Source organism: Nonomuraea angiospora, assembly GCF_014873145.1.
Classification (GTDB): domain Bacteria; phylum Actinomycetota; class Actinomycetes; order Streptosporangiales; family Streptosporangiaceae; genus Nonomuraea; species Nonomuraea angiospora.
On record NZ_JADBEK010000001.1, the window covers coordinates 1355423 to 1372758 of the forward strand.

A 17336-nucleotide genomic window follows, 5' to 3' on the forward strand; every position below is an offset into this window, starting at 1 on the left:
GTCAGAGATCGGCGAGGAGGTCGTCGAGGGCTTTGCCGAGGGCTTGGGCGTTGGCCGGGGTGAACCAGGTGGTGCGGATCCGTTCGTTGTTGCCCTTCGGGGTCTCGTGGTCGGCCGCGAGCTGGTGCAGCGAACGGGTCTCGTCACCCAGGGAACGGCCGACCCCCTGGAAGAGGCCGCGGACGTAGCGGTCCGCGTCGCCAGGGTCGATGCCGTGGTCGGCGGTCCACCGCGTGAGTGTGGCGAGATAGGAGTAGTGGGTGGTCAGCGTCCCCGTCAGTGCGGAGAAGACGTTGAAGGCCGCCTCGTCCGCGACCGGGAGCACCCCGCCCAGGTGCTCGAAGAGGGAGTCCGCCACCGGGTGCGAGGGGTACGTCACCGTGACGGAGCGGCGTTCGCGCACGGTGGGCAGGGGGATGGCGCGTACCAGCGGGGCGTCGGTGGCGAGGGTCCGGCGCAGGTCGTCGGTGCCGACCCCGGCCATCACGTTGACCACCACCTTGTCGCCGGCCACCCGCAAGCCGGCGAGTGCGTCGTGCCGGTCGTGGCGACGCACGGCGATGATCACCACCTCGGAGCGGTCCACCACCTCCTGGTTGCCGGCGCACACCCGCACGCTCGCGTAGCGCTCGGACAGCTCCGCGACCGTGCCGGCTCCCCGGGGAGACAGGAACACCTCGGGGGGCCGGTCGGCTCCGTCGCACAGGCCCGCCACGATGGCCCGGCCGATCTCGCCCACTCCGATGATGCCGATGCGCTTCACCGCGTCTTCCTCCGTCACCCTATTGCGCTACCCTGAGTATCGATACCGATAGTAGCGCAATGGGTTATCGTGTGGGCATGACCCCGACCACCTCCGCCAGGCCACCCGGCCGCCCGCGCGCCGGCGTCAACGACGTGGTCTTCGCCGCGACGCTGAGCACGGTCCAGGAGCTCGGCTACGCGCGTGCCACCGTCGACCGCATCGCCGCCGCGGCCGGGGTCGCCAAGACGACGATCTACCGCCGCTGGCCGTCCAAGGGCGCGCTGATCGTGGACTGCCTCCTGGACGTGTTCGGCCCGGTGCCGCTGGAGGGCACCGGGCGGGCCGAGCTCATGTCCGCGGCCATCCACTGGATCGCGGCGAAGATCAGCGAGCCCGGGGTCGGCGACGCGTTCGCCGGCGTGTTCAGCGACGCGGTCAGCGACCCGGCCCTGCGCGAGATCCTGTCCACGCGGTTGCAGGACCCCTACCGGCTCGCGCTGAAGGACGCGCTCGGCGAGCCGGACGACCGGGTCCTGTTCTTCATCGACGTCGTCGTCGGAACCCTGCTCCACCGGATGGGCATGACCGGCGAGCCGATGGTGGACGCCGACGTCGCCGCGCTGACCGAGATGGTCCTGTCGCACTTCGCCGACGACCCGGCCTGACCACCGCTCGGGCGTGACGACGCATCACGCCCCGCCCTGGCGCTGACGATCGGGCGGGCCCGTGCGTCGAGGGTCAGGCCGGGGGTCCGCTGCCCCTGCAGCTGGTGAAGGACCAGTTCGACCAGCTCTACGCGGACTCGGCGGGGAGCGGGCGGGTCATGGCGCTGGCGCTGCACCCGTTCGTGATCGGGCAGGTTCTGTGCCAGGTATCTGGACCCAGGCGCTGGAGTACATCGCCGAGCATCCCGGCGTGGTCCGCGGTGACCGGGATCATCCAGAGGCCGGCCGCACGCGCGCACCTACGGGGTGAACCCGTTCGATCCGCAGGCTGGGGTCGTGGACCTGACCGCGATCCTGCCGACGTACGAGTTCGGGCCGAGCGGCGGCCTGGTGTCGACGCCGGAGGACCTGAACCGGTTCTGGCGGCGGGCACCGCTGGCCGCGATGAGGCGCTCGACCGTGCCGATCAGCGCGGAGGGCTGGCCCGCGGGCGCCAGGTACGGCTTCGGCGTGGCGCGGTCGCGCGCCGCGCAGCCGCATCGGTCAGGGGAAGCGGATGGTCACGGTCAGCCCGCCGCAGGGGCGCGGGGCGGCCGACAGGTCGGCGCCGTGCGTTTCGGCGACGGCTCGCACGATCGCCAGGCCCAGGCCGTGGCCGCCGGCGGAGTGCGTGCGCGCGGCGCCGAGCCGCTGGAACGGCTGGAACAGGCGATCCAGGTCCTCCACCGGCACGGCCGGGCCGGTGTTGCTGATCGCCAGTCCGGCCGGACCGGTGGCCAGCGTGACGCTCCCGCCGGGAACGTTGTGACGCAGGGCGTTGTCGACCAGGTTGCCGATCATGCTGGCGAGGAGGTCCGGGTCACCGCTCACCGGCGCGGGATCCAGCGCCGCGTGGACGGCGAGGTCCGTCGGGCGGTCGAGCAGGACCTGCCGGGTGAGCCCGGCCAGGTCGACCACCTCCCGCCGGTCGAGACCGCGCTGCCCCTCGGCGAGGCTGAGGAGGGCGTCGATCAGCCGCTCCTGCCGTACGCCGAGGTCGAGGACCTCCTCGCACGCGGCCCGCAGGCCGGCGGCGGTCGCGCCGGGATCGGCGAGGGCGACCTGCAGGACGGCCCGCTGCCCGGCCAACGGGGTCCGCAGCTCGTGCGAGGCGTTGGCCACGAAGCAGCGCTGCGCCGCGAAGGCCGCGTCGAGCCGCGCGAACAGGTCGTCGAGCGTGCGGGCCAGCCGGGTCAGCTCGTCGTCGGGACCCCGCAGGCCGAGCCGCCGGTTCAGGTTCGTTGCCGAGATCTCCGCGGCGGTCACGGTCATGGCGCGCAGCGGGCGCAGGAAGCGCCCGGCCAGCCACCACGCGGCCACCACGGAGAGGACCACCACGACCGCGGCGGTGCCAGCGAGCGCGGCGTCGACCTGCTGGGCGGTCGTGTCGGGCGGCGGTACGGCGTCGCCCGCCCGCAGCCGGTGCTGGTCCCTGCCGAACAGGAACCCGGCCAGCAGCAGCATCGGAACCGCCACGGCCAGCACCAGCCCCGCGTACAGCGCCGTGAGCTGGACCCGCAGGGAGGGCCGGGTCATTGCGGGAGCCCGATCCGGTAGCCGCCCTCGCGGACGGTCTCGATCACCGGTGGGTCGCCGAGCTTGATCCGCAACCGGCGCACCGTCGTCTTGACGGCCGTGGTGAACGGGTCCGCCTGCTCGTCCCAGACCCGCTCGAGCAGTTCCTCCGCCGAGACGACCCGGCCGCCCGCGGCGAGCAGGCAGCGCAGCAGCGCGAACTCCTTCGCCGTCAGTTCCAGCGGCTGTCCCCCGCGCGCGGCCGTACGCCGCCCCGGGTCCAGTGTGAGCTCCCCCACCCGCAGCACCGGCGGTACGGCAGGCGCCGAGCGACGCCCGAGCGCGTGCACCCGCGCGACCAGCTCGGCGAAGTCGAACGGCTTGGGCAGGTAGTCGTCTGCCCCCAGCCCCAACCCCTCGACCCGGTCCCGCACCGTGCTCGCCGCGGTGAGCATCAGCACCCGCGACCCGGACCCGCCCGCGGCGATTTCCCGGCACACGTCGTCGCCGTGGGTGCCGGGCAGGTCGCGGTCGAGCACCACCACGTCGTAGCGGACCTCGGCCAGGTGGGCCAGCGCGTCGTCGCCGTCCAGCACCACGTCGACCGCCATGCCCTCGCGCCGTAACCCGGTGCCGATCGACCGGGCCAGCACTTCGAAGTCCTCGACCACCAGAACGCGCATGCCGTTCACGATGCCAGGGATCCGGTGTCACCGGGGTGACACCCGGCCTGCCGTACAACCGGGGCCATGACAGATCCACGATGGACACGGCGCAGGCTGCTGGCCGTGACAGGGGCCGGCGCGGCGCTCGGCGGGTTGCTGCCCGCCGGGCGGGCGGGGGAGAGCAGCGTGCCGGCCAGGGCCACGGACTTCGCCCGCGCGGTGCTCGCGGGCTTCGACCGCCACCGGCTCGTGGCGCTCGGCGAGGCGCACGGCCAGCAGGAGCACGGCGACGCGCTGCAGCTCCTGCTCGCCGACCCGCGGCTGCCGGAGGTGGTCGACGACGTCGTCGTCGAGTTCGGCAACGCGCGCTACCAGCCGGTCGTCGACCGGTTCGTCGCCGGCGGGGCGGTCGACGATGCGGTGCTGCGGCAGGTGTGGCGCGACACCACGCAGTCGCCCGCGGGCACCGGCGACCAGCCGATCAGGGAGCAGTTCTTCCGCACGGTCCGCGCCGTCAACTGGACGCTGCCCCCGCAACGGCGGATCCGCGTGCTGCTCGGGGACCCGCCGATCGACTGGTCGAAGATCAGCACTCAGGCGCAGGTGGACACGTTCCTCGAGCAGCGCGACGCGCACGTCGCCGCCCTGGTCGAGCGGGAGGTGCTCTCCAAGGGACGCCGGGCGCTGATCTGCTACGGCAGCGGGCACGTCCTGCACGCCAGCGCGGACCACGCGGTCTCGCTGATCGAGGAGCACACCGGCCGCCGCGTCCACGTCATCGTCTCCGGCACCCATCCCCGCCTGGCGGGACAGCCCCGGCGCACGGTGATCCCGTGCGCGGGCACCTGGCTGGCTTCGGTCGACGCCGGGCAGTTCATGGACGCGCCGCCGCTGTGCGGGACGCCGCTGGGCAAGGCCGCCGACGCGGTTCTGTACCTCGGCCAACGGGCGGAACTGACGCGGTCGCTGTGGAACCCGGCGATCTTCCTCGACCCGGTGTACTGGGCGGAACTGCAGCGGCGCAACGCCATCAACGGCAACCACCTGGACCTGGAGCAGTACCGGCAGCCGCAGCCGATCGGCTGGTCCACGGGCTCGCCCGGTCACTGCGGTTAAGGTTGAAACGAATCCGTCTTTATAGACACATGCCATCCGCATTCAGCGCCGAGGAGAGGGCGCGCATCACCGGCCTGCTCCTGGACAACGACCGTAGACTCCAAGGAGGCGCTCTACCTGAAGCCGTGCACGCCGGCGATCCCGCACCGACGACGTGGCCCGCGAGCTGGCCGAAGGCCCTCAGGTGGCGCTGCTGGTGGTGCCGACTTGGAGCGCCACGGCGGCGACATCCCCGCGGCGCTGGCGGCGCGGGAGGCGGGGCTGCGTCCACGCTTCCACCGGTTCTCGCACCACGTAGTTGCGCGGTGGCCGGCCTCGGGGCGCCCAGGTGAAGGAGATGGGGCGGCCGAGCGGGAACGTGGGTTCGTCTGCCATGAAGCGTTCGAGCGGGCCGCCGGCCGTTGGTTCGGCAGCCCGACAGCGGGTCAGGACTCCAGGAAGTGCAGCACGGCCAGCACGCGGCGGCTGTAGCCGGTCGTGTGCGACAGCCTCAGCTTGTCGAACAGCGAGTTCACGTGCTTCTCCACCGCGCTCTGCGACACGTGCAGGGCCTGGGCGATGGAGGCGTTGGTCAGGCCCTGCGCCATCCGTTCCAGCACCTCGCGCTCCCGCGCCGTCAGCCGGGCCAGGGGGTCCACCTGCGTCGTACGGGCCAGCAGCTGGCGCACCACCTCCGGGTCGAAGGCCGCCCCGCCCGCGCCCACCCGCTCCAGCGCGTCCAGGAAGTCGCCGACCTGCGCCACCCGGTCCTTGAGCAGGTAGCCGACGCCCTCGACGTCGGCGCTCATCAGCTCGGTGGCGTAGCGCTTCTCCACGTACTGCGACAGCACCAGCACCTTCACGGCAGGCCAGCGCCGCCGGATCTCCAGCGCCGCCCGCAGGCCCTCGTCGGTGTGGGTCGGCGGCATGCGGACGTCCACGACCACGATGTCCGGCCGGTGCTCGGCCACCGCGGTGACCAGCGCGTCGCCGTCGCTGACCGCGGCCGGCACCTCGTGGCCCTCCTCCAGCAGCAGCCGCACGAGGCCCTCGCGCAGCAGCGTGGAGTCCTCGGCCAGGATCACCCGCACGGCAGCACCGCCGTGATCGTGGTCGGCCCGCCGGTCGGGCTGCTCACCTCGAAGCCGCCGTCCAGCGCCGCCACCCGCCTGGCCAGCCCCGACAGGCCGCCGCCCGCCGCCTGCGCGCCGCCCGCGCCGTCGTCTCGCACCCGTACGAGCACCGCGGCGTCCTCCTCGTGCACCTCGACCGTGATGAGCGTGGCGCCGGCGTGCTTGGCGGCGTTGGTGACGGCCTCGCACACCACGAAGTACGCCGCCGTCTCCACCGCCCTGGGCGGCCGACGCCGCAGGTCGCAGGCTACCTTGACCGGAACGCTCGACCGTTCGGCCACCCCTGCCAGCGCCTCGCCCAGGCCCAGGGCGTCCAGGCCGCTGGGATAGACCCGCCAGGCCACCTCGCGCAGCTCGGCCAGCGCCTGCTGCGCCTCCTGGTGCGCCTGCTCCAGCAGCTCCGGCCGGCCCCGCCTGGCCCGTCCGACCAGCATCGACAGCGCCACCAGCCGCTGCTGCAGCCCGTCGTGCAGGTCGCGCTCGATCCGGCGGCGTTCGGAGTCCACGGCGGCCACGATGCCGGCGCGGCTCTCGGCCAGTTCGGCGATCCTGCGTTCGAGGGCCTGGGTCGGGTCGGGGGCGAGCATGCGCACCGCCAGCCGCCGTTCCAGCGCGTGCACGCCCACCAAGCCCGACAGGGCCAGGAACAGCAGGACGGTCCCGCCGACCACGAGGTAGGTGACCAGCGGGAGCGAGGGCGCCATCCCGTCGAACCGCTCGCCGCGCGCCCAGGCGGTGAGGAGGAGGACGTAGGCGCGGGCCCCGTACACGAGCAACGTGATCACCAGCCCGCCCAGCACCCCCACCGGGACGCGGGCGGCCAGGTAGGGCACGGGCCTGCCGTCCTGGAGGGCGTCGGGGTCCAGGCGCAGGCGGCGTGCCTCGAGGCGGGCCAGCCGGCGGGCCGCGGCGGTGACGTTCGGATTGCCCAGCAGCGGCAGCGCAAGCAGCAGGAAGACCAGCTCGGCCAGCGCGGTGACTGCGCCCAGCGTCACCGCGCCCAGCAGTCGCAGCCCCTCAGCGGCGACTCGCATGCCTGCCCTTGCGCCGCTCGGTCAGCCGTACGGCGACGAACACCACGATCGCCAGGACCACCAGCCCGAGCACCACCTTGGAGCCGATGCCGACGTACGCCTCCACCAGCGACCAGTTCTCGCCCAGCAGGTAGCCTGCCATCACGAAGATGGTGTTCCAGATCAGGCTGCCGGTGGCCGTCAGGAGCGTGAACGGCACCAGCGGCATCCGCTCGACGCCCGCCGGCACGGAGATGAGGCTGCGGAAGAGGGGGATCATCCGCCCGAAGAACACCGTCTTGCGGCCGTGCTTGAGGAACCACGCCTCGGTCTTCTCGATGTCGGACGTCTTGACCAGCGGAAGCTTGGCGGCGATGGCCAGCGTGCGCTCGCGGCCCAGCAGCGCCCCCACCCAGTACAGCGCCAGGGCCCCGATCACGGAGCCGAGTGTCGTGCACACCAGCACGTCCAGCAGGTCCATCTCGCCTCTGGACGCGGTGAAGCCGGCCAGCGGCAGGATCACCTCGCTGGGCAGGGGAGGGAAGAGGTTCTCCAGCGCGATCGCGAGCCCGGCCCCGGGCGCGCCGAGAGTCTCCATCAGTCCAACCAGCCAATCAGTCATAGGGACAAGCCTAGGCATGATCGGATATGCCGGGGTATGAGGCGGACTTCTGATCGCGGGGTGCGGTAAACCCCACCCCTACGTACCGTACACTGTACGGCCGTGAGCTTCTCCACGGATCTGGCCCAGCACGCGGCAGTCTTCCAACCCGGCGACCCACCCAGGTCCGGATATATCACCTTCCTCGACCCGGGCGGGCCGTCCGCGGTGACGGTGGCCGAGGAGCACGACGGCGCGGTCCGCACGCGCGAGCTCGCGGCCACCCTCGTCCCGGTGGGAGAGGCCGTGGCGGGGCTGGCCCGGGCACGCATGGACCCGCGGGCCCACCCGGCGACGCGCTTCTGGGGAGCGGCCGCCCTGGTGGCGCTCCAGCTGGTCACCCGGGGCCGCATCCTGCCGGGGGTGTCGGCGGGGGAGCACGACTCGTGGCGCGCGGGCCCGCTCGACGCCGCCGACATCCAGCGCGTACGCGAGCTGGCCGCCGCCATGCCCGCCGCGGCCCGCGCCGTCCCCCTGCGACCCGGGCAGCAAGGGGATCCGTGGCTGCCGGAGGCGGAGCCGCTCGTGCGCGCGTTCCTCGACGCCGTCGCCGACGCCATGCCGCGCTCGCCCGGCGCCGTACGGGCCACCGGCGCCACCGCCTTCGCCGCCGCCAAGCCCGTCAAGGTGCCGCACCTGCGCCCCTGGGCCGAGGAGGTCGCGGCCGGCCTCGACTCGGGCGTACGGCTGTCGCTGCGCCTGGAGGCCGAGGACCTGGCCGCCGCCGAATTCCGCGCGATCGTGCAGCTGCACAGCCTGGCCGACCCCTCCCTCGTCGTCGACGCGGCCGACCTGTGGCAGGGCCGCGACGCGGGGTTCGGGCCGCGCGCCAGGATCGAGGCCACGATGGCCGTGCGCCGGGCCGCCCGCACCTGGCCGCGCCTGGAACGCCTGCTCGACAGCGCCGTCCCCGACGAGCTCGCGCTCACCGACGGCGACGTCGAGCAACTGCTCGCCGGCGCCGCCGAACGCCTGGCCGCCGCCGGCGTCGAGGTGCACTGGCCCAAGGCCCTGGTGCGCGGCCTGAGCGCGCGGGCCGTCATCGGCGAGCGCGACGCCAGGCCGTCCGACCTGCCGTCGTTCCTCGGCGGGCAGCACCTGACCAGCTTCAACTGGCAGCTCGCGCTCGGCGGCGAGCGCCTGAGCGCGGCCGAGATGGACCGGCTCGCCGAGGCCCACCGCCCGGTGGTGCGGCTGCGCGACCAGTGGGTCCTCATCGACCCCGACCTGGCCCGCAAGGCCCGCCAGCGCGACCTCAAGCCCCTGACCGGCATCGAGGCGCTGGGCGCGGCCCTGACCGGCTCGGTCGAGGTCGAGGGCGAGCAGGTCGCCGTGGAGCCCACCGCCTGGCTGAGCGAGCTGCGCGAACGCCTGGCCGAACCCGCCGACGCCGGCCCTCCGGAAGGGCTGGCGGCGACCCTGCGCGACTACCAGCTGGCCGGGCTGCGCTGGCTGGCCCGGATGACCTCGCTCGGGCTGGGCGGCTGCCTGGCCGACGACATGGGCCTGGGCAAGACGATCACGCTGATCGCCCTGCACCTGCACCGCGCCGGCGACGCCGCCGGGCCCACGCTCGTGGTCTGCCCGGCCTCGCTGCTGGGCAACTGGGAGCGGGAGATCACCAAGTTCGCGCCGGGCGTGCCGGTGCGCCGCTTCCACGGGGCGCAGCGCACGCTGCCCGATGAGGGGTTCGTGCTGACCACGTACGGCACCATGCGCCTGGACGTGGCCCGCCTGGGCGCGCACCCGTGGGGGCTGGTGGTGGCCGACGAGGCCCAGCACGTCAAGAACCCCGCCTCCGGGACCGCCAAGGCCCTGCGCGAGATCCCGGCCGCGGCGCGCGTCGCGCTGACCGGCACCCCCGTGGAGAACAACCTGTCGGAGCTGTGGGCCATCCTCGACTGGACCACGCCGGGGCTGCTGGGCCCGCTGGGCAGGTTCAGGGCGCGGTGGGCCAAACCGGTCGAGTCCGGCGACAACGAGACGGCCGAACGCCTGTCGCGGCTGGTGGGCCCGTTCCTGCTGCGGCGCCGTAAGAGCGATCCCGGCATCGCGCCGGAGCTGCCGCCCAAGACCGAGACCGACCGACCGGTCGCGCTCACCACCGAGCAGGCCGGCCTGTACGAGGCCGTCGTCCGCGAGAGCATGGCCCAGATCGCCGAGGCCGGCGGCATGGCCAGGCGCGGCCTGATCGTCAAGCTGCTGACGGGCCTCAAGCAGATCTGCAACCACCCCGCCCACTACCTGCACGAGGCCGCGCCGCGCCTGGCCGGCCGCTCGGGCAAGCTGGAGCTGCTGGACGAGCTGGTCGACACCATCGTGGCCGAGGACGGCGCGGTGCTGGTCTTCACCCAGTACGTCGCCATGGCCCGCCTGCTGGAGCGGCACCTGACCGCCAGGGGCGTGGCCAGCCAGCTGCTGCACGGCGGCACCCCGGTCGCCCGCCGCGAGGAGATGGTCGAGCGCTTCCAGGACGGCCGCGCGCCGGTGTTCCTGCTGTCGCTCAAGGCCGCCGGCACCGGCCTGAACCTCACCCGCGCCGACCACGTCATCCACTACGACCGCTGGTGGAACCCCGCCGTCGAGGACCAGGCCACCGACCGTGCCTACCGCATCGGCCAGACCCGGCCCGTCCAGGTGCACCGGCTGATCGCCGAGGGCACGATCGAGGACCGCATCGCCGAGATGCTCGGCGCCAAACGCGCGCTGGCCGAGGCCGTGCTGACCTCCGGCGAAGCCGCCCTGACCGAGCTGACCGACGCCGAACTCGCCGCACTCGTGGAGCTCAGATGACCGCCGCCCGCGGCTTCGCCGCCTTCCCCCCGCAACGCGCCGGAGCCCGTTTCGCCACCTCCTGGTGGGGGCGGGCCTGGGTCAAGGCCATGGAGGACACCTCGCTGGACCAGGGGCTGCTGCGCAAGGGCCGCGCCTACGCCAAGACCGGCCAGGTCGGCCCCATCACCGTCAGCCCCGGCCGCATCGCCGCCGTGACCGAGAGCGAGTACGACACCGTCGTACGCGTCGAGCAGCTCACCGAGGCCGCCTGGGAACGTTTCCTCGACCAGGTGGCCGCCAAGAGCGGCCACATCGCGGCCCTGCTCGACCGCGACATGCCGCACGACCTGGTGGCGGCCGCCGAGGACGCCGCCGTGCCGCTGCTGCCGGCCGTCGGGGACCTGGAGCCGGAGTGCTCCTGCCCGGACTGGGGGCATCCGTGCAAGCACGCGGCCGCCCTGTGCTACCAGGCGTCGTGGCTGCTGGACGCGGACCCGTTCGTGCTGCTGCTGATGCGCGGGCGCGGCGAGCGGGAGCTGCTGGAGGCGCTGCAGGGGCGCGCGGCCCCGCCCGCGCCGGACCCGGCGCCGGCCGCGGCCATGGGGGTGCCGGCGGCGGAGGCGTTCGCGGCGGGCGTGCCCGCGCTGCCCGAGCCCCCGCCGGTCGAGGTCGCCTTCGCCCCGCCCGTGCTGGACCCGGCGCCGGGCGTGGACGTGGCCGCCCTGACGGTGCTCATCGCCTCGGCCGCCTGGCGGGCGCGCGAGGCGCTGCTCCACGGGCGGCTGCCGGAGCTGTCCGAACACCAGGACCGCGTCCGCCTGGCCGCCGAGCACGACCTGGACCTCGGGCTGGAGGCGGCAGTGCGGGCCTGGCGGTACGGCGGCGCGCACGGCCTGGAGGTGCTGGAGCACGCCTGGACGCCGCCCCGCCAGGACCTGGCCAGGTCGCAGGCCCTGCTGGAGGCCGGTTGGGAGGGCGAGCAGCCGCCGCCGCTGGAGTCCTGGCGCAACCGCTGGACCCTCGGCCCCCTGCAACTGCGCTACGGCCGCGACGGCCGCTGGTACCCCTTCACCCGGGTCGAGGGGGAGTGGTGGCCCTCCGGCCCGCCGGAGCGCGACCCGGCGGCGCTGGTCAGCGGGTGAGCCGTCGGGCGCGGCGGCGGCAGGCGACGGCCCCTTTACCAGCCGGGGTCGCTGCGGCCTTCGAGGCGGCCGATCGCCTGGCGGCCGGCGTTGCCGCGCAGGCCCACGGCGTAGTGCCAGCCGTCCAGCGCGCCGGGCCTGGTGAAGTCGATGCGGCCCTGGGTGGTGCCCGTCATGATCTGGGACCAGCCCCAGCCACCCCCGCGGTCGACCCAGGTGCTGATCGAGTTGCCGTCGAGGACGAACGCCCAGCGGTCGCCGGGCTCCAGCACCCCCGTGGCGCCGGAGGCGGTGGTGAGCCTGCCGTCGATCCTGATGTCGATGCCGTGCTGGCCCTTGATCCCGGTCCACGCCATGACGTAGTTGCGCTCGTCCTTGACCAGGCCGTTGAACAGGGCGTCCTGCCCCTTCCCGGTGCCGGCCCACCGGTCATGGTCGACGATCACGACAGCCCGGGAGCTCTTCGGCCCGGAGCCGTGGGAGACCAGGCCGTAGTAGGCGCCCGCTCCCTGCGCCTGCAGCGTTCCCGTGCCGAAGGTCAGCTGCGGCGACGCCTCGGTCGCCGACGGCTTGCGGACCGTGTAGGCGGCGCTGGAATCGGTGTCGAAGGTGTCGTCCACGCCGACCTCGGGGTAGGCCTCGGGGGCGAAGGTCACCGTCGTTCTGCTGATCGCCTGGATCGCGTGCCCGTCCCAGCTCGCGGTGGCGGTGAAGTCCGCGGTCTGGCCGGTCAGCACGGTCGATTCCGCCCGTACGGTGAACGCGACGTGACGGGCCTCGCCGGGCTTCAGTGAGCTGATCACGTCCGGCTCGGCGGCGGTCGCGGTCCAGCCCTTAGGGGCCGACAGCCGTACGCGGACGTTCCGCGCCGTCTTGGCGGTGTCGTTGACGACCGAGACGATCGCCGTTCCGGCGCCGGTCGCGGTGGAGATCGCGGCCGGCGCCTGGTACACCGAGAGCCGGGAGTCGACCGCCCGGAAGCGGGGACGCTCCTCGGGCACGGAGACCCGGCCGCTGACCAGCGTGGGCGGTGCGCCGTGGCGGCCCGAGCGGACGCCGAAGACGGACAGCCCGCCGCCGTCGGAGGCGAAGCGCAGCGTGACGGTGTCCTCGTCGCCGAGTTGGCGTGCGGTGATCGGGACGGCGATTCGGTAGCCGTAGCGGTTGCCGAAGTCGGCCACGAGGGAGCCCCGTGATCGACCGGCCAGCGCCGTCGGACCGTGGGGATCGTCGGGCAGCTCGATCGCCGGCAGCGCGGTGCCGTTGACCGACACGGTGAGGCGGGTGGGGTAGCGGCGCGCGGTGGTCACGTTGTTGGGGTCGTACCAGCCGCGGGGCTGGGCGGCCGCGAGCTCCGCGATCAGGGTGGCTCCGCGCGCCCGGCCCGTGCGGACCTCCTCGGGCAACTGGACCTCGTACTCGAAGTGGCCGCGGCCGTAACCGGTGACCCAGTCGGACCCGCCGGTGGTCCTGGCCTGGGCTCCGCCGGTCCATTCCTGCGCGGTCACCGCGCCGGGGGAGAAACCGCCGTCGGGGGCGGGGGTGTCGAAGCTCAGGTAGTTCTCGGCGACGGTCCGGCCGCCGGTGTCGAGCCAGATCCACACGTAACCGTTGCGCAGCTTGGCCGGCGCGGTGACCGACACGGTGCCGGCGTCGGTCACGGTGTAGCGTTCCGGGGCGAACGGCCGCGAACCGCCGCCGCCCGCGTCGGCGACCCACCGGCCTTCGTCGTCGTAGCCGCCGATCCTCCACCGGAGCGTGGCCCGGGACAGGTCGGTGTCACCGAAGTGGCTGACCTTGACCGGCACCTCGATCGCGCCGCCGCGTTCGACGGTCCGCGCCGCCGTACCCATCAGCGAGATCGCGTCGTCCCCCTGGAACAGGTCTATGCCGCGCGGCCTGCCGTGATGGTCCATGAACTCCGGCAGGTTCGGCTGCCGGTCGAACGTGACCGGGCTCTGCACCTCCTGCTCGGTCTCGGCGAGCTGGACGCCGACGTACCCGTTGAGCTTGGGATAGGCACGGAACAGGCCGAACGTGTGCGGCACCTGCCCGGACCTGATGGCGAACTCGGAGTTCAGCCACGGCTGCCCGCTCTGGGCGCCGTCGTTGAAGTTCCAGGTGGAACCCGGCTTGACCTGGGCGTCGAACCCGTCCAGCAGTTTCTTCCACTCGTCGTAGCCGGCCAGGTAGTAGTGGAAGTCGTTGAGGTCGGTGTCGAGGTGGCCGTTCTGGCAGCAGGCGGAGTTGTCCACGATCAGCCGCGACGGGTCGGCGTCGCGGGCGACCCCGACCATCCTGCGGACGTACGGGAACGCCTCCGCCGGGATCGGCTGCTGCCACGGCTCCTTGCCGAGCCCCCACGCCTCGTTGAAGATCGTCCAGATCACGATCGACGGATGGTTGTGGTCCCGCTTGAGCGTGGCGCGCAGCAGCCCCTCGAACAGCCGCTCCGCCTCCGCGCCCAGGGAGTGCCAGCCCGCGTTGGGCATGTCGTACCAGATCATCAAGCCGAGCCGGTCCGCCCAGTGGTAGTAGGCGGGCTCGTTGACCTTGAGGTGGTTCCTGATCACGTTGAAGCCGAGCTTCTTGGCGTTCTTCAGGTCGAGCAGGATCGAGCCGCGGCCCGGCTCGTTCTCGGTCCCGGTGCGCAGGTCGGGCCCGGCGGTGACCCCGGTGTAGGTGTACAGGCCCCACGGGTTGTAGCCCTGGTCGAGCACGCCCCTCAGGTAGACCGGCCGGTTGTTGAGGTACACGTACTGGTACTCGTTCTGGTGGCCGGGCGCCCATTTCCGCTCGATCGTCCGCAGACCGAACGTCGTCCGGACGCCGTCGTCATGGCCGAGACGGAAGTCGGCGGTGTACAGGGCCGGATCGTCCGGCTCCCACAGGCGCGGCCGCGCGATCGGGATCCGCGCCGTCCCGCGCCCGTCCTCGAGCGGTACGTCCGCGCTGCCGACCACCTTGCCATCGGGGCTCCTGACCTGCACGGTGGCGCGCTGCCCGCCGTCGGCCGCGACGTCGATCCGCGCGGCCGCCACGGATGGCGTGCGCGCGTCCCCTTCGAAGGTCAGCTCGGGTGTCACCCGCGTGTCGGTGAGCCGCGCGCCCGCGTAGGGCTCGATCCACACCGGCTGCCAGATCCCGCCGACGTCGCTGAACCAGCCGGTGTCCGCCCCGTTGGGCTCGCCCGTCTGCTTGCCCATCGGGTACGGCGACTCGGGCGTCGTCGGCGGCGCGACCACCCGGATCGTCACCGTGTGCGTCGAACCGGGAGCCAGCGCGCCCAGCCCGGCGCTGATCTCGGTGAACCCGTCCCCGGTGTACGGCAGCACCGGCTCACCATCGAGCCAGACCGCCGCGCCCCAGTCGGCGGCCCCGACGCGCAGCCGTACCTGCTGCTCGGGGAAGTCCCTGGGCACGGTGAACGACCGCTGGTACCAGACCGTCCCCCGGTAACCGGCGAAGGCGCTGCGGAAGATCTCCTTGGTCGCCAGCTCCTCCTCACCCCACGCGGCCAGCGACTGGTACGCGAACGGCACCCGGATCGCCTTGCCGAACACGTGCCCAGGGGCGTACCAGCGTTCGCGCTCCCCGGCGTTCCCGGGATCGAAGTCGAACGACCAGGTCCCGTTCAGCGACAGCCACGTGTCGCCGGTGAACGGGCGCCGGTCGGCGTCCGGGCGCGGGTACTCCTGCCGCGCCGGGTCGGTGTCCCTGGCCAGTTCGAGGGTGACCGAACCGGCCGCGGTCGTGGACGCGAACGCGTACCCCTCCTTGCCGGCCACCACGAGCGCGCTGCTCTCCGGCACGCCGGACAGCACGAACGTGCCGTTCTCGGCGGTCGTGGCGAACACGTCGCTCCGCGAGGCGTGCACACTGGCCCCCTCGATCGGCGCGCCGCTGCGGGCGTCCACCACCCGGCCGCTGACCTCGATCGTGCGCCCCTCCGCGGGGGTCGCGGGCGGCGGCGGCACCGCGAGGGCGGGCGCCGTCGCCGCCAGCAGCGTCCCCGCGGTGAGCACCGCGACGGCGAAGGTGCGTCGTAACGTCATCGCCCGTTCTCCGATCCGGCCCGCTCGATCGCCGCCGGGCGCAGTTGCGCCGCGCGGATCCGCGCGACGTCCAGCTTGCTCGACCGGTCGAAACGGTAGATCCCGTTCTGCTCCTGATAGACGTCGGTGAGCTGCGTGTAGCAGTAGCCGAACATGCGGGGATCGTCGAGCAGCACGCCGACCAGCCCGGCGAAGCGCCGCTGGAGCTCCTCCTCACTGGCGGGCCGCTCGCCGTAACCCCAGGACTGCTCCTCGGGAGGCGCGTCCGGGTTCCACCAGATGCCGCCGAACTCGCTGCAGAAGTACGGCTGCCCCTGGTACGGCACCGACCACGCGGTCCCGTCGGGGCCGGCGTTGACGTACGGCGTCCCGTCGGCCAGGCCCGACATCAGCTTGCCGAACACCTCGGGATCCTGCTCGTAGCAGTGCGAGTCGTACACGTCGGCGCCCGGCACCCGGTGGGCGTACCCGGACGCGTCGATCAGCGGCCGGGTCGGGTCGGCCGCCTTCGTGGCCAGGTACATGCCCCACGTGACGTCGTCGAGCACGGTGATCCGGTCGTGCAGCTTCTGGAAGGTCTCGTTGAGCGGGCACCAGCCGACGATGGACGGGTGGGAGTAGTCGCGTTCGACCGCCTCCAGCCACTGCGTCACGAAGGAGGCGGTCGGCCGCTGGTTGTCCCACGACGGGCCGCCGCCGGTGTTGGCGCCCCAGTCCCCGAACTCGCCCCACACCAGGAATCCCATCCGGTCCGCGTGGTACAGGTACCGCTCCTCGAACACCTTCTGGTGCAGCCGGGCGCCGTTGAAACCGGCGGCCACGGCCAGCTCGATGTCGTGGCGCAGGGCCTCGTCCGAGGGCGCGGTCATCAGGCCGCCGGGGTAGTAGCCCTGGTCGAGCACGAGCCGCTGGAAGCGCACCTCGCCGTTGAGCAGCACGGCATGGCCGTCGATGGAGACCGAGCGCAGCCCGGCGTAGCTGGCGGCGGTGTCGATCACGGTGCCGTCGACGTCGAGCAGGTCGATGCGGACGTCGTACAGGTGGGGGTCCTCGGGGGACCAGAGCCGGACGCGGTCCTGCGGCAGCGGCAGCCACACCTCGGGGGCGAGGTCGAGGTCGGCGCGCGCCCGCGCCCGCGCGACCTCGCCGTCCTGGTCCGACACGGTCACCTGCACCTGGTGCCCGGCGCGGGCGGCCGAGACCGGCACGGTGATCCGGAACGCGGACGCGGCGACGTTGGGCGTGATCCGCGGCCGGCCGAGGTGCTGGGAGGGCACGGGCTCGCACCACACCGTCTGCCAGATGCCGGTGGTGCGCCCGTAGCGCGCGCCGTGCCCCTCGTACGTGGTCGCCTGCTTGCCCCGCGCCTGCGGACCACTCCGCGGGTCGCGGGCCCGCACGACCACCGTGTACGTGTGCCCCGGATCGGCCGAACCGGCCAGGTCGCAACTGAACGGCGTGAACCCGCCCCGGTGCCGCCCGGCCTCCACGCCGTCCACCCACACGGTGGCGTCGTGGTCCACCGCCTGGAAGTGCAGCAGCACCCGCCGCCCGGCCCAGCCCCGCGGCACCCGCACGGTACGGCGGTACCAGACGGCCTCGTGGAAGTCCGGGTCGCCGATGCCGGACAGCGGCGCCTCCGGGCAGAACGGCACGACGATCTCGCCGCTCAGCTCCCGGTCGAGCAGCCCGCGCTCCAGCCCGGAGTCGCCGGCGTCCCGCTCGAACTGCCACGTCCCGTTCAGGCACTGCCATTCGTCGCGGACGAACTGCGGCCGCGGATACTCGGGACGGGGGATCATGGAGTTGTCAGGCACGATGCTCACTTTCGAT

13 protein-coding genes are annotated in these 17336 nt (G+C 73.3%); 4 read left to right on the forward strand and 9 right to left on the reverse strand.

Translation table 11 applies throughout. The features are described 5' to 3' along the window. Nucleotide 1 precedes the first annotated feature (1 nt). The gene (locus H4W80_RS06205; protein ID WP_318786718.1) at nt 2-781 is read right to left on the reverse strand and encodes an NAD(P)-binding domain-containing protein; all 780 of its coding nucleotides are present in this window, start codon (nt 779-781) and stop codon (nt 2-4) included. Nucleotides 782-840: 59 nt separating this feature from the next. On the opposite strand from H4W80_RS06205, the gene H4W80_RS06210 reads away from it, so the two are divergent. Continuing rightward, the gene (locus H4W80_RS06210) at nt 841-1410 is read left to right on the forward strand and encodes a TetR/AcrR family transcriptional regulator (protein WP_192784185.1); all 570 of its coding nucleotides are present in this window, start codon (nt 841-843) and stop codon (nt 1408-1410) included. Nucleotides 1411-1953: 543 nt separating this feature from the next. On the opposite strand, the gene H4W80_RS06215 is transcribed toward H4W80_RS06210, so the two are convergent. Together H4W80_RS06215 and H4W80_RS06220 are read right to left on the reverse strand one after the other, a co-directional pair. Further along, on the reverse strand, nt 1954-2985 hold the full coding sequence (locus H4W80_RS06215; protein WP_192784186.1) for a sensor histidine kinase: 1032 nt from the start codon (nt 2983-2985) through the stop codon (nt 1954-1956). Continuing rightward, nucleotides 2982-3647: a response regulator transcription factor gene (locus H4W80_RS06220; protein WP_192784187.1), complete on the reverse strand. Its 666-nt coding sequence runs from the start codon at nt 3645-3647 to the stop codon at nt 2982-2984. Before H4W80_RS06220 ends, H4W80_RS06215 begins: the two co-directional genes overlap by 4 nt. A 66-nt stretch (nt 3648-3713) precedes the next feature. Here H4W80_RS06220 and H4W80_RS06225 point away from each other — a divergent pair, with 66 nt between their 5' ends. Then, nucleotides 3714-4745: a hypothetical protein gene (locus H4W80_RS06225; RefSeq protein ID WP_192784188.1), complete on the forward strand. Its 1032-nt coding sequence runs from the start codon at nt 3714-3716 to the stop codon at nt 4743-4745. 180 nt (nt 4746-4925) lie between these two features. On the opposite strand, the gene H4W80_RS06230 is transcribed toward H4W80_RS06225, so the two are convergent. From H4W80_RS06230 to H4W80_RS06245, 4 genes are read right to left on the reverse strand one after another with little or no spacing between them, the layout of a single operon-like run. Next, nucleotides 4926-5120, reverse strand: coding sequence for a hypothetical protein (locus H4W80_RS06230; protein WP_192784189.1), 195 nt, complete (start codon nt 5118-5120; stop codon nt 4926-4928). 50 nt (nt 5121-5170) lie between these two features. Then, complete coding sequence (locus H4W80_RS06235; RefSeq protein WP_192784190.1) at nt 5171-5815, reverse strand: response regulator; 645 nt, start codon at nt 5813-5815, stop codon at nt 5171-5173. Further along, a complete protein-coding gene (locus H4W80_RS06240; RefSeq protein ID WP_192784191.1) occupies nt 5806-6891 on the reverse strand; it encodes a sensor histidine kinase in 1086 nt (361 codons plus the stop codon). The genes H4W80_RS06235 and H4W80_RS06240 overlap by 10 nt, the downstream gene beginning before the upstream one ends. Next, nucleotides 6875-7492, reverse strand: coding sequence for a DedA family protein (locus H4W80_RS06245; protein WP_192784192.1), 618 nt, complete (start codon nt 7490-7492; stop codon nt 6875-6877). Before H4W80_RS06245 ends, H4W80_RS06240 begins: the two co-directional genes overlap by 17 nt. Nucleotides 7493-7594: 102 nt before the next feature. Here H4W80_RS06245 and H4W80_RS06250 point away from each other — a divergent pair, with 102 nt between their 5' ends. Together H4W80_RS06250 and H4W80_RS06255 are read left to right on the forward strand one after the other, a co-directional pair. Then, on the forward strand, nt 7595-10324 hold the full coding sequence (locus H4W80_RS06250) for a DEAD/DEAH box helicase (RefSeq protein ID WP_318786719.1): 2730 nt from the start codon (nt 7595-7597) through the stop codon (nt 10322-10324). Beyond that, a complete protein-coding gene (locus H4W80_RS06255) occupies nt 10321-11448 on the forward strand; it encodes an SWIM zinc finger family protein (protein ID WP_192784193.1) in 1128 nt (375 codons plus the stop codon). Before H4W80_RS06250 ends, H4W80_RS06255 begins: the two co-directional genes overlap by 4 nt. A 35-nt stretch (nt 11449-11483) precedes the next feature. Here H4W80_RS06255 and H4W80_RS06260 read toward each other — a convergent pair whose 3' ends face one another. Together H4W80_RS06260 and H4W80_RS06265 are read right to left on the reverse strand one after the other, a co-directional pair. Then, complete coding sequence (locus H4W80_RS06260) at nt 11484-15503, reverse strand: glycoside hydrolase family 2 TIM barrel-domain containing protein (protein WP_192784194.1); 4020 nt, start codon at nt 15501-15503, stop codon at nt 11484-11486. After that, nucleotides 15500-17320 (reverse strand): glycoside hydrolase family 2 protein, encoded by a 1821-nt coding sequence (locus H4W80_RS06265; RefSeq protein ID WP_318786720.1) that lies wholly within the window; start codon nt 17318-17320, stop codon nt 15500-15502. The genes H4W80_RS06260 and H4W80_RS06265 overlap by 4 nt, the downstream gene beginning before the upstream one ends. Nucleotides 17321-17336: the final 16 nt, after the last annotated feature.

What these genes read in the sequence shown, in the direction of transcription:
- H4W80_RS06210 (WP_192784185.1), top strand. Translation starts at nt 841, where the DNA reads ATGACCCCGACCACCTCCGCCAGGCCACCCGGCCGCCCGCGCGCCGGC.
- H4W80_RS06215 (WP_192784186.1), bottom strand. Translation starts at nt 2,985, where the DNA reads ATGACCCGGCCCTCCCTGCGGGTCCAGCTCACGGCGCTGTACGCGGGG.
- H4W80_RS06220 (WP_192784187.1), bottom strand. Translation starts at nt 3,647, where the DNA reads ATGCGCGTTCTGGTGGTCGAGGACTTCGAAGTGCTGGCCCGGTCGATC.
- H4W80_RS06225 (WP_192784188.1), top strand. Translation starts at nt 3,714, where the DNA reads ATGACAGATCCACGATGGACACGGCGCAGGCTGCTGGCCGTGACAGGG.
- H4W80_RS06230 (WP_192784189.1), bottom strand. Translation starts at nt 5,120, where the DNA reads ATGGCAGACGAACCCACGTTCCCGCTCGGCCGCCCCATCTCCTTCACC.
- H4W80_RS06240 (WP_192784191.1), bottom strand. Translation starts at nt 6,891, where the DNA reads ATGCGAGTCGCCGCTGAGGGGCTGCGACTGCTGGGCGCGGTGACGCTG.
- H4W80_RS06245 (WP_192784192.1), bottom strand. Translation starts at nt 7,492, where the DNA reads ATGACTGATTGGCTGGTTGGACTGATGGAGACTCTCGGCGCGCCCGGG.
- H4W80_RS06255 (WP_192784193.1), top strand. Translation starts at nt 10,321, where the DNA reads ATGACCGCCGCCCGCGGCTTCGCCGCCTTCCCCCCGCAACGCGCCGGA.
- H4W80_RS06260 (WP_192784194.1), bottom strand. Translation starts at nt 15,503, where the DNA reads ATGACGTTACGACGCACCTTCGCCGTCGCGGTGCTCACCGCGGGGACG.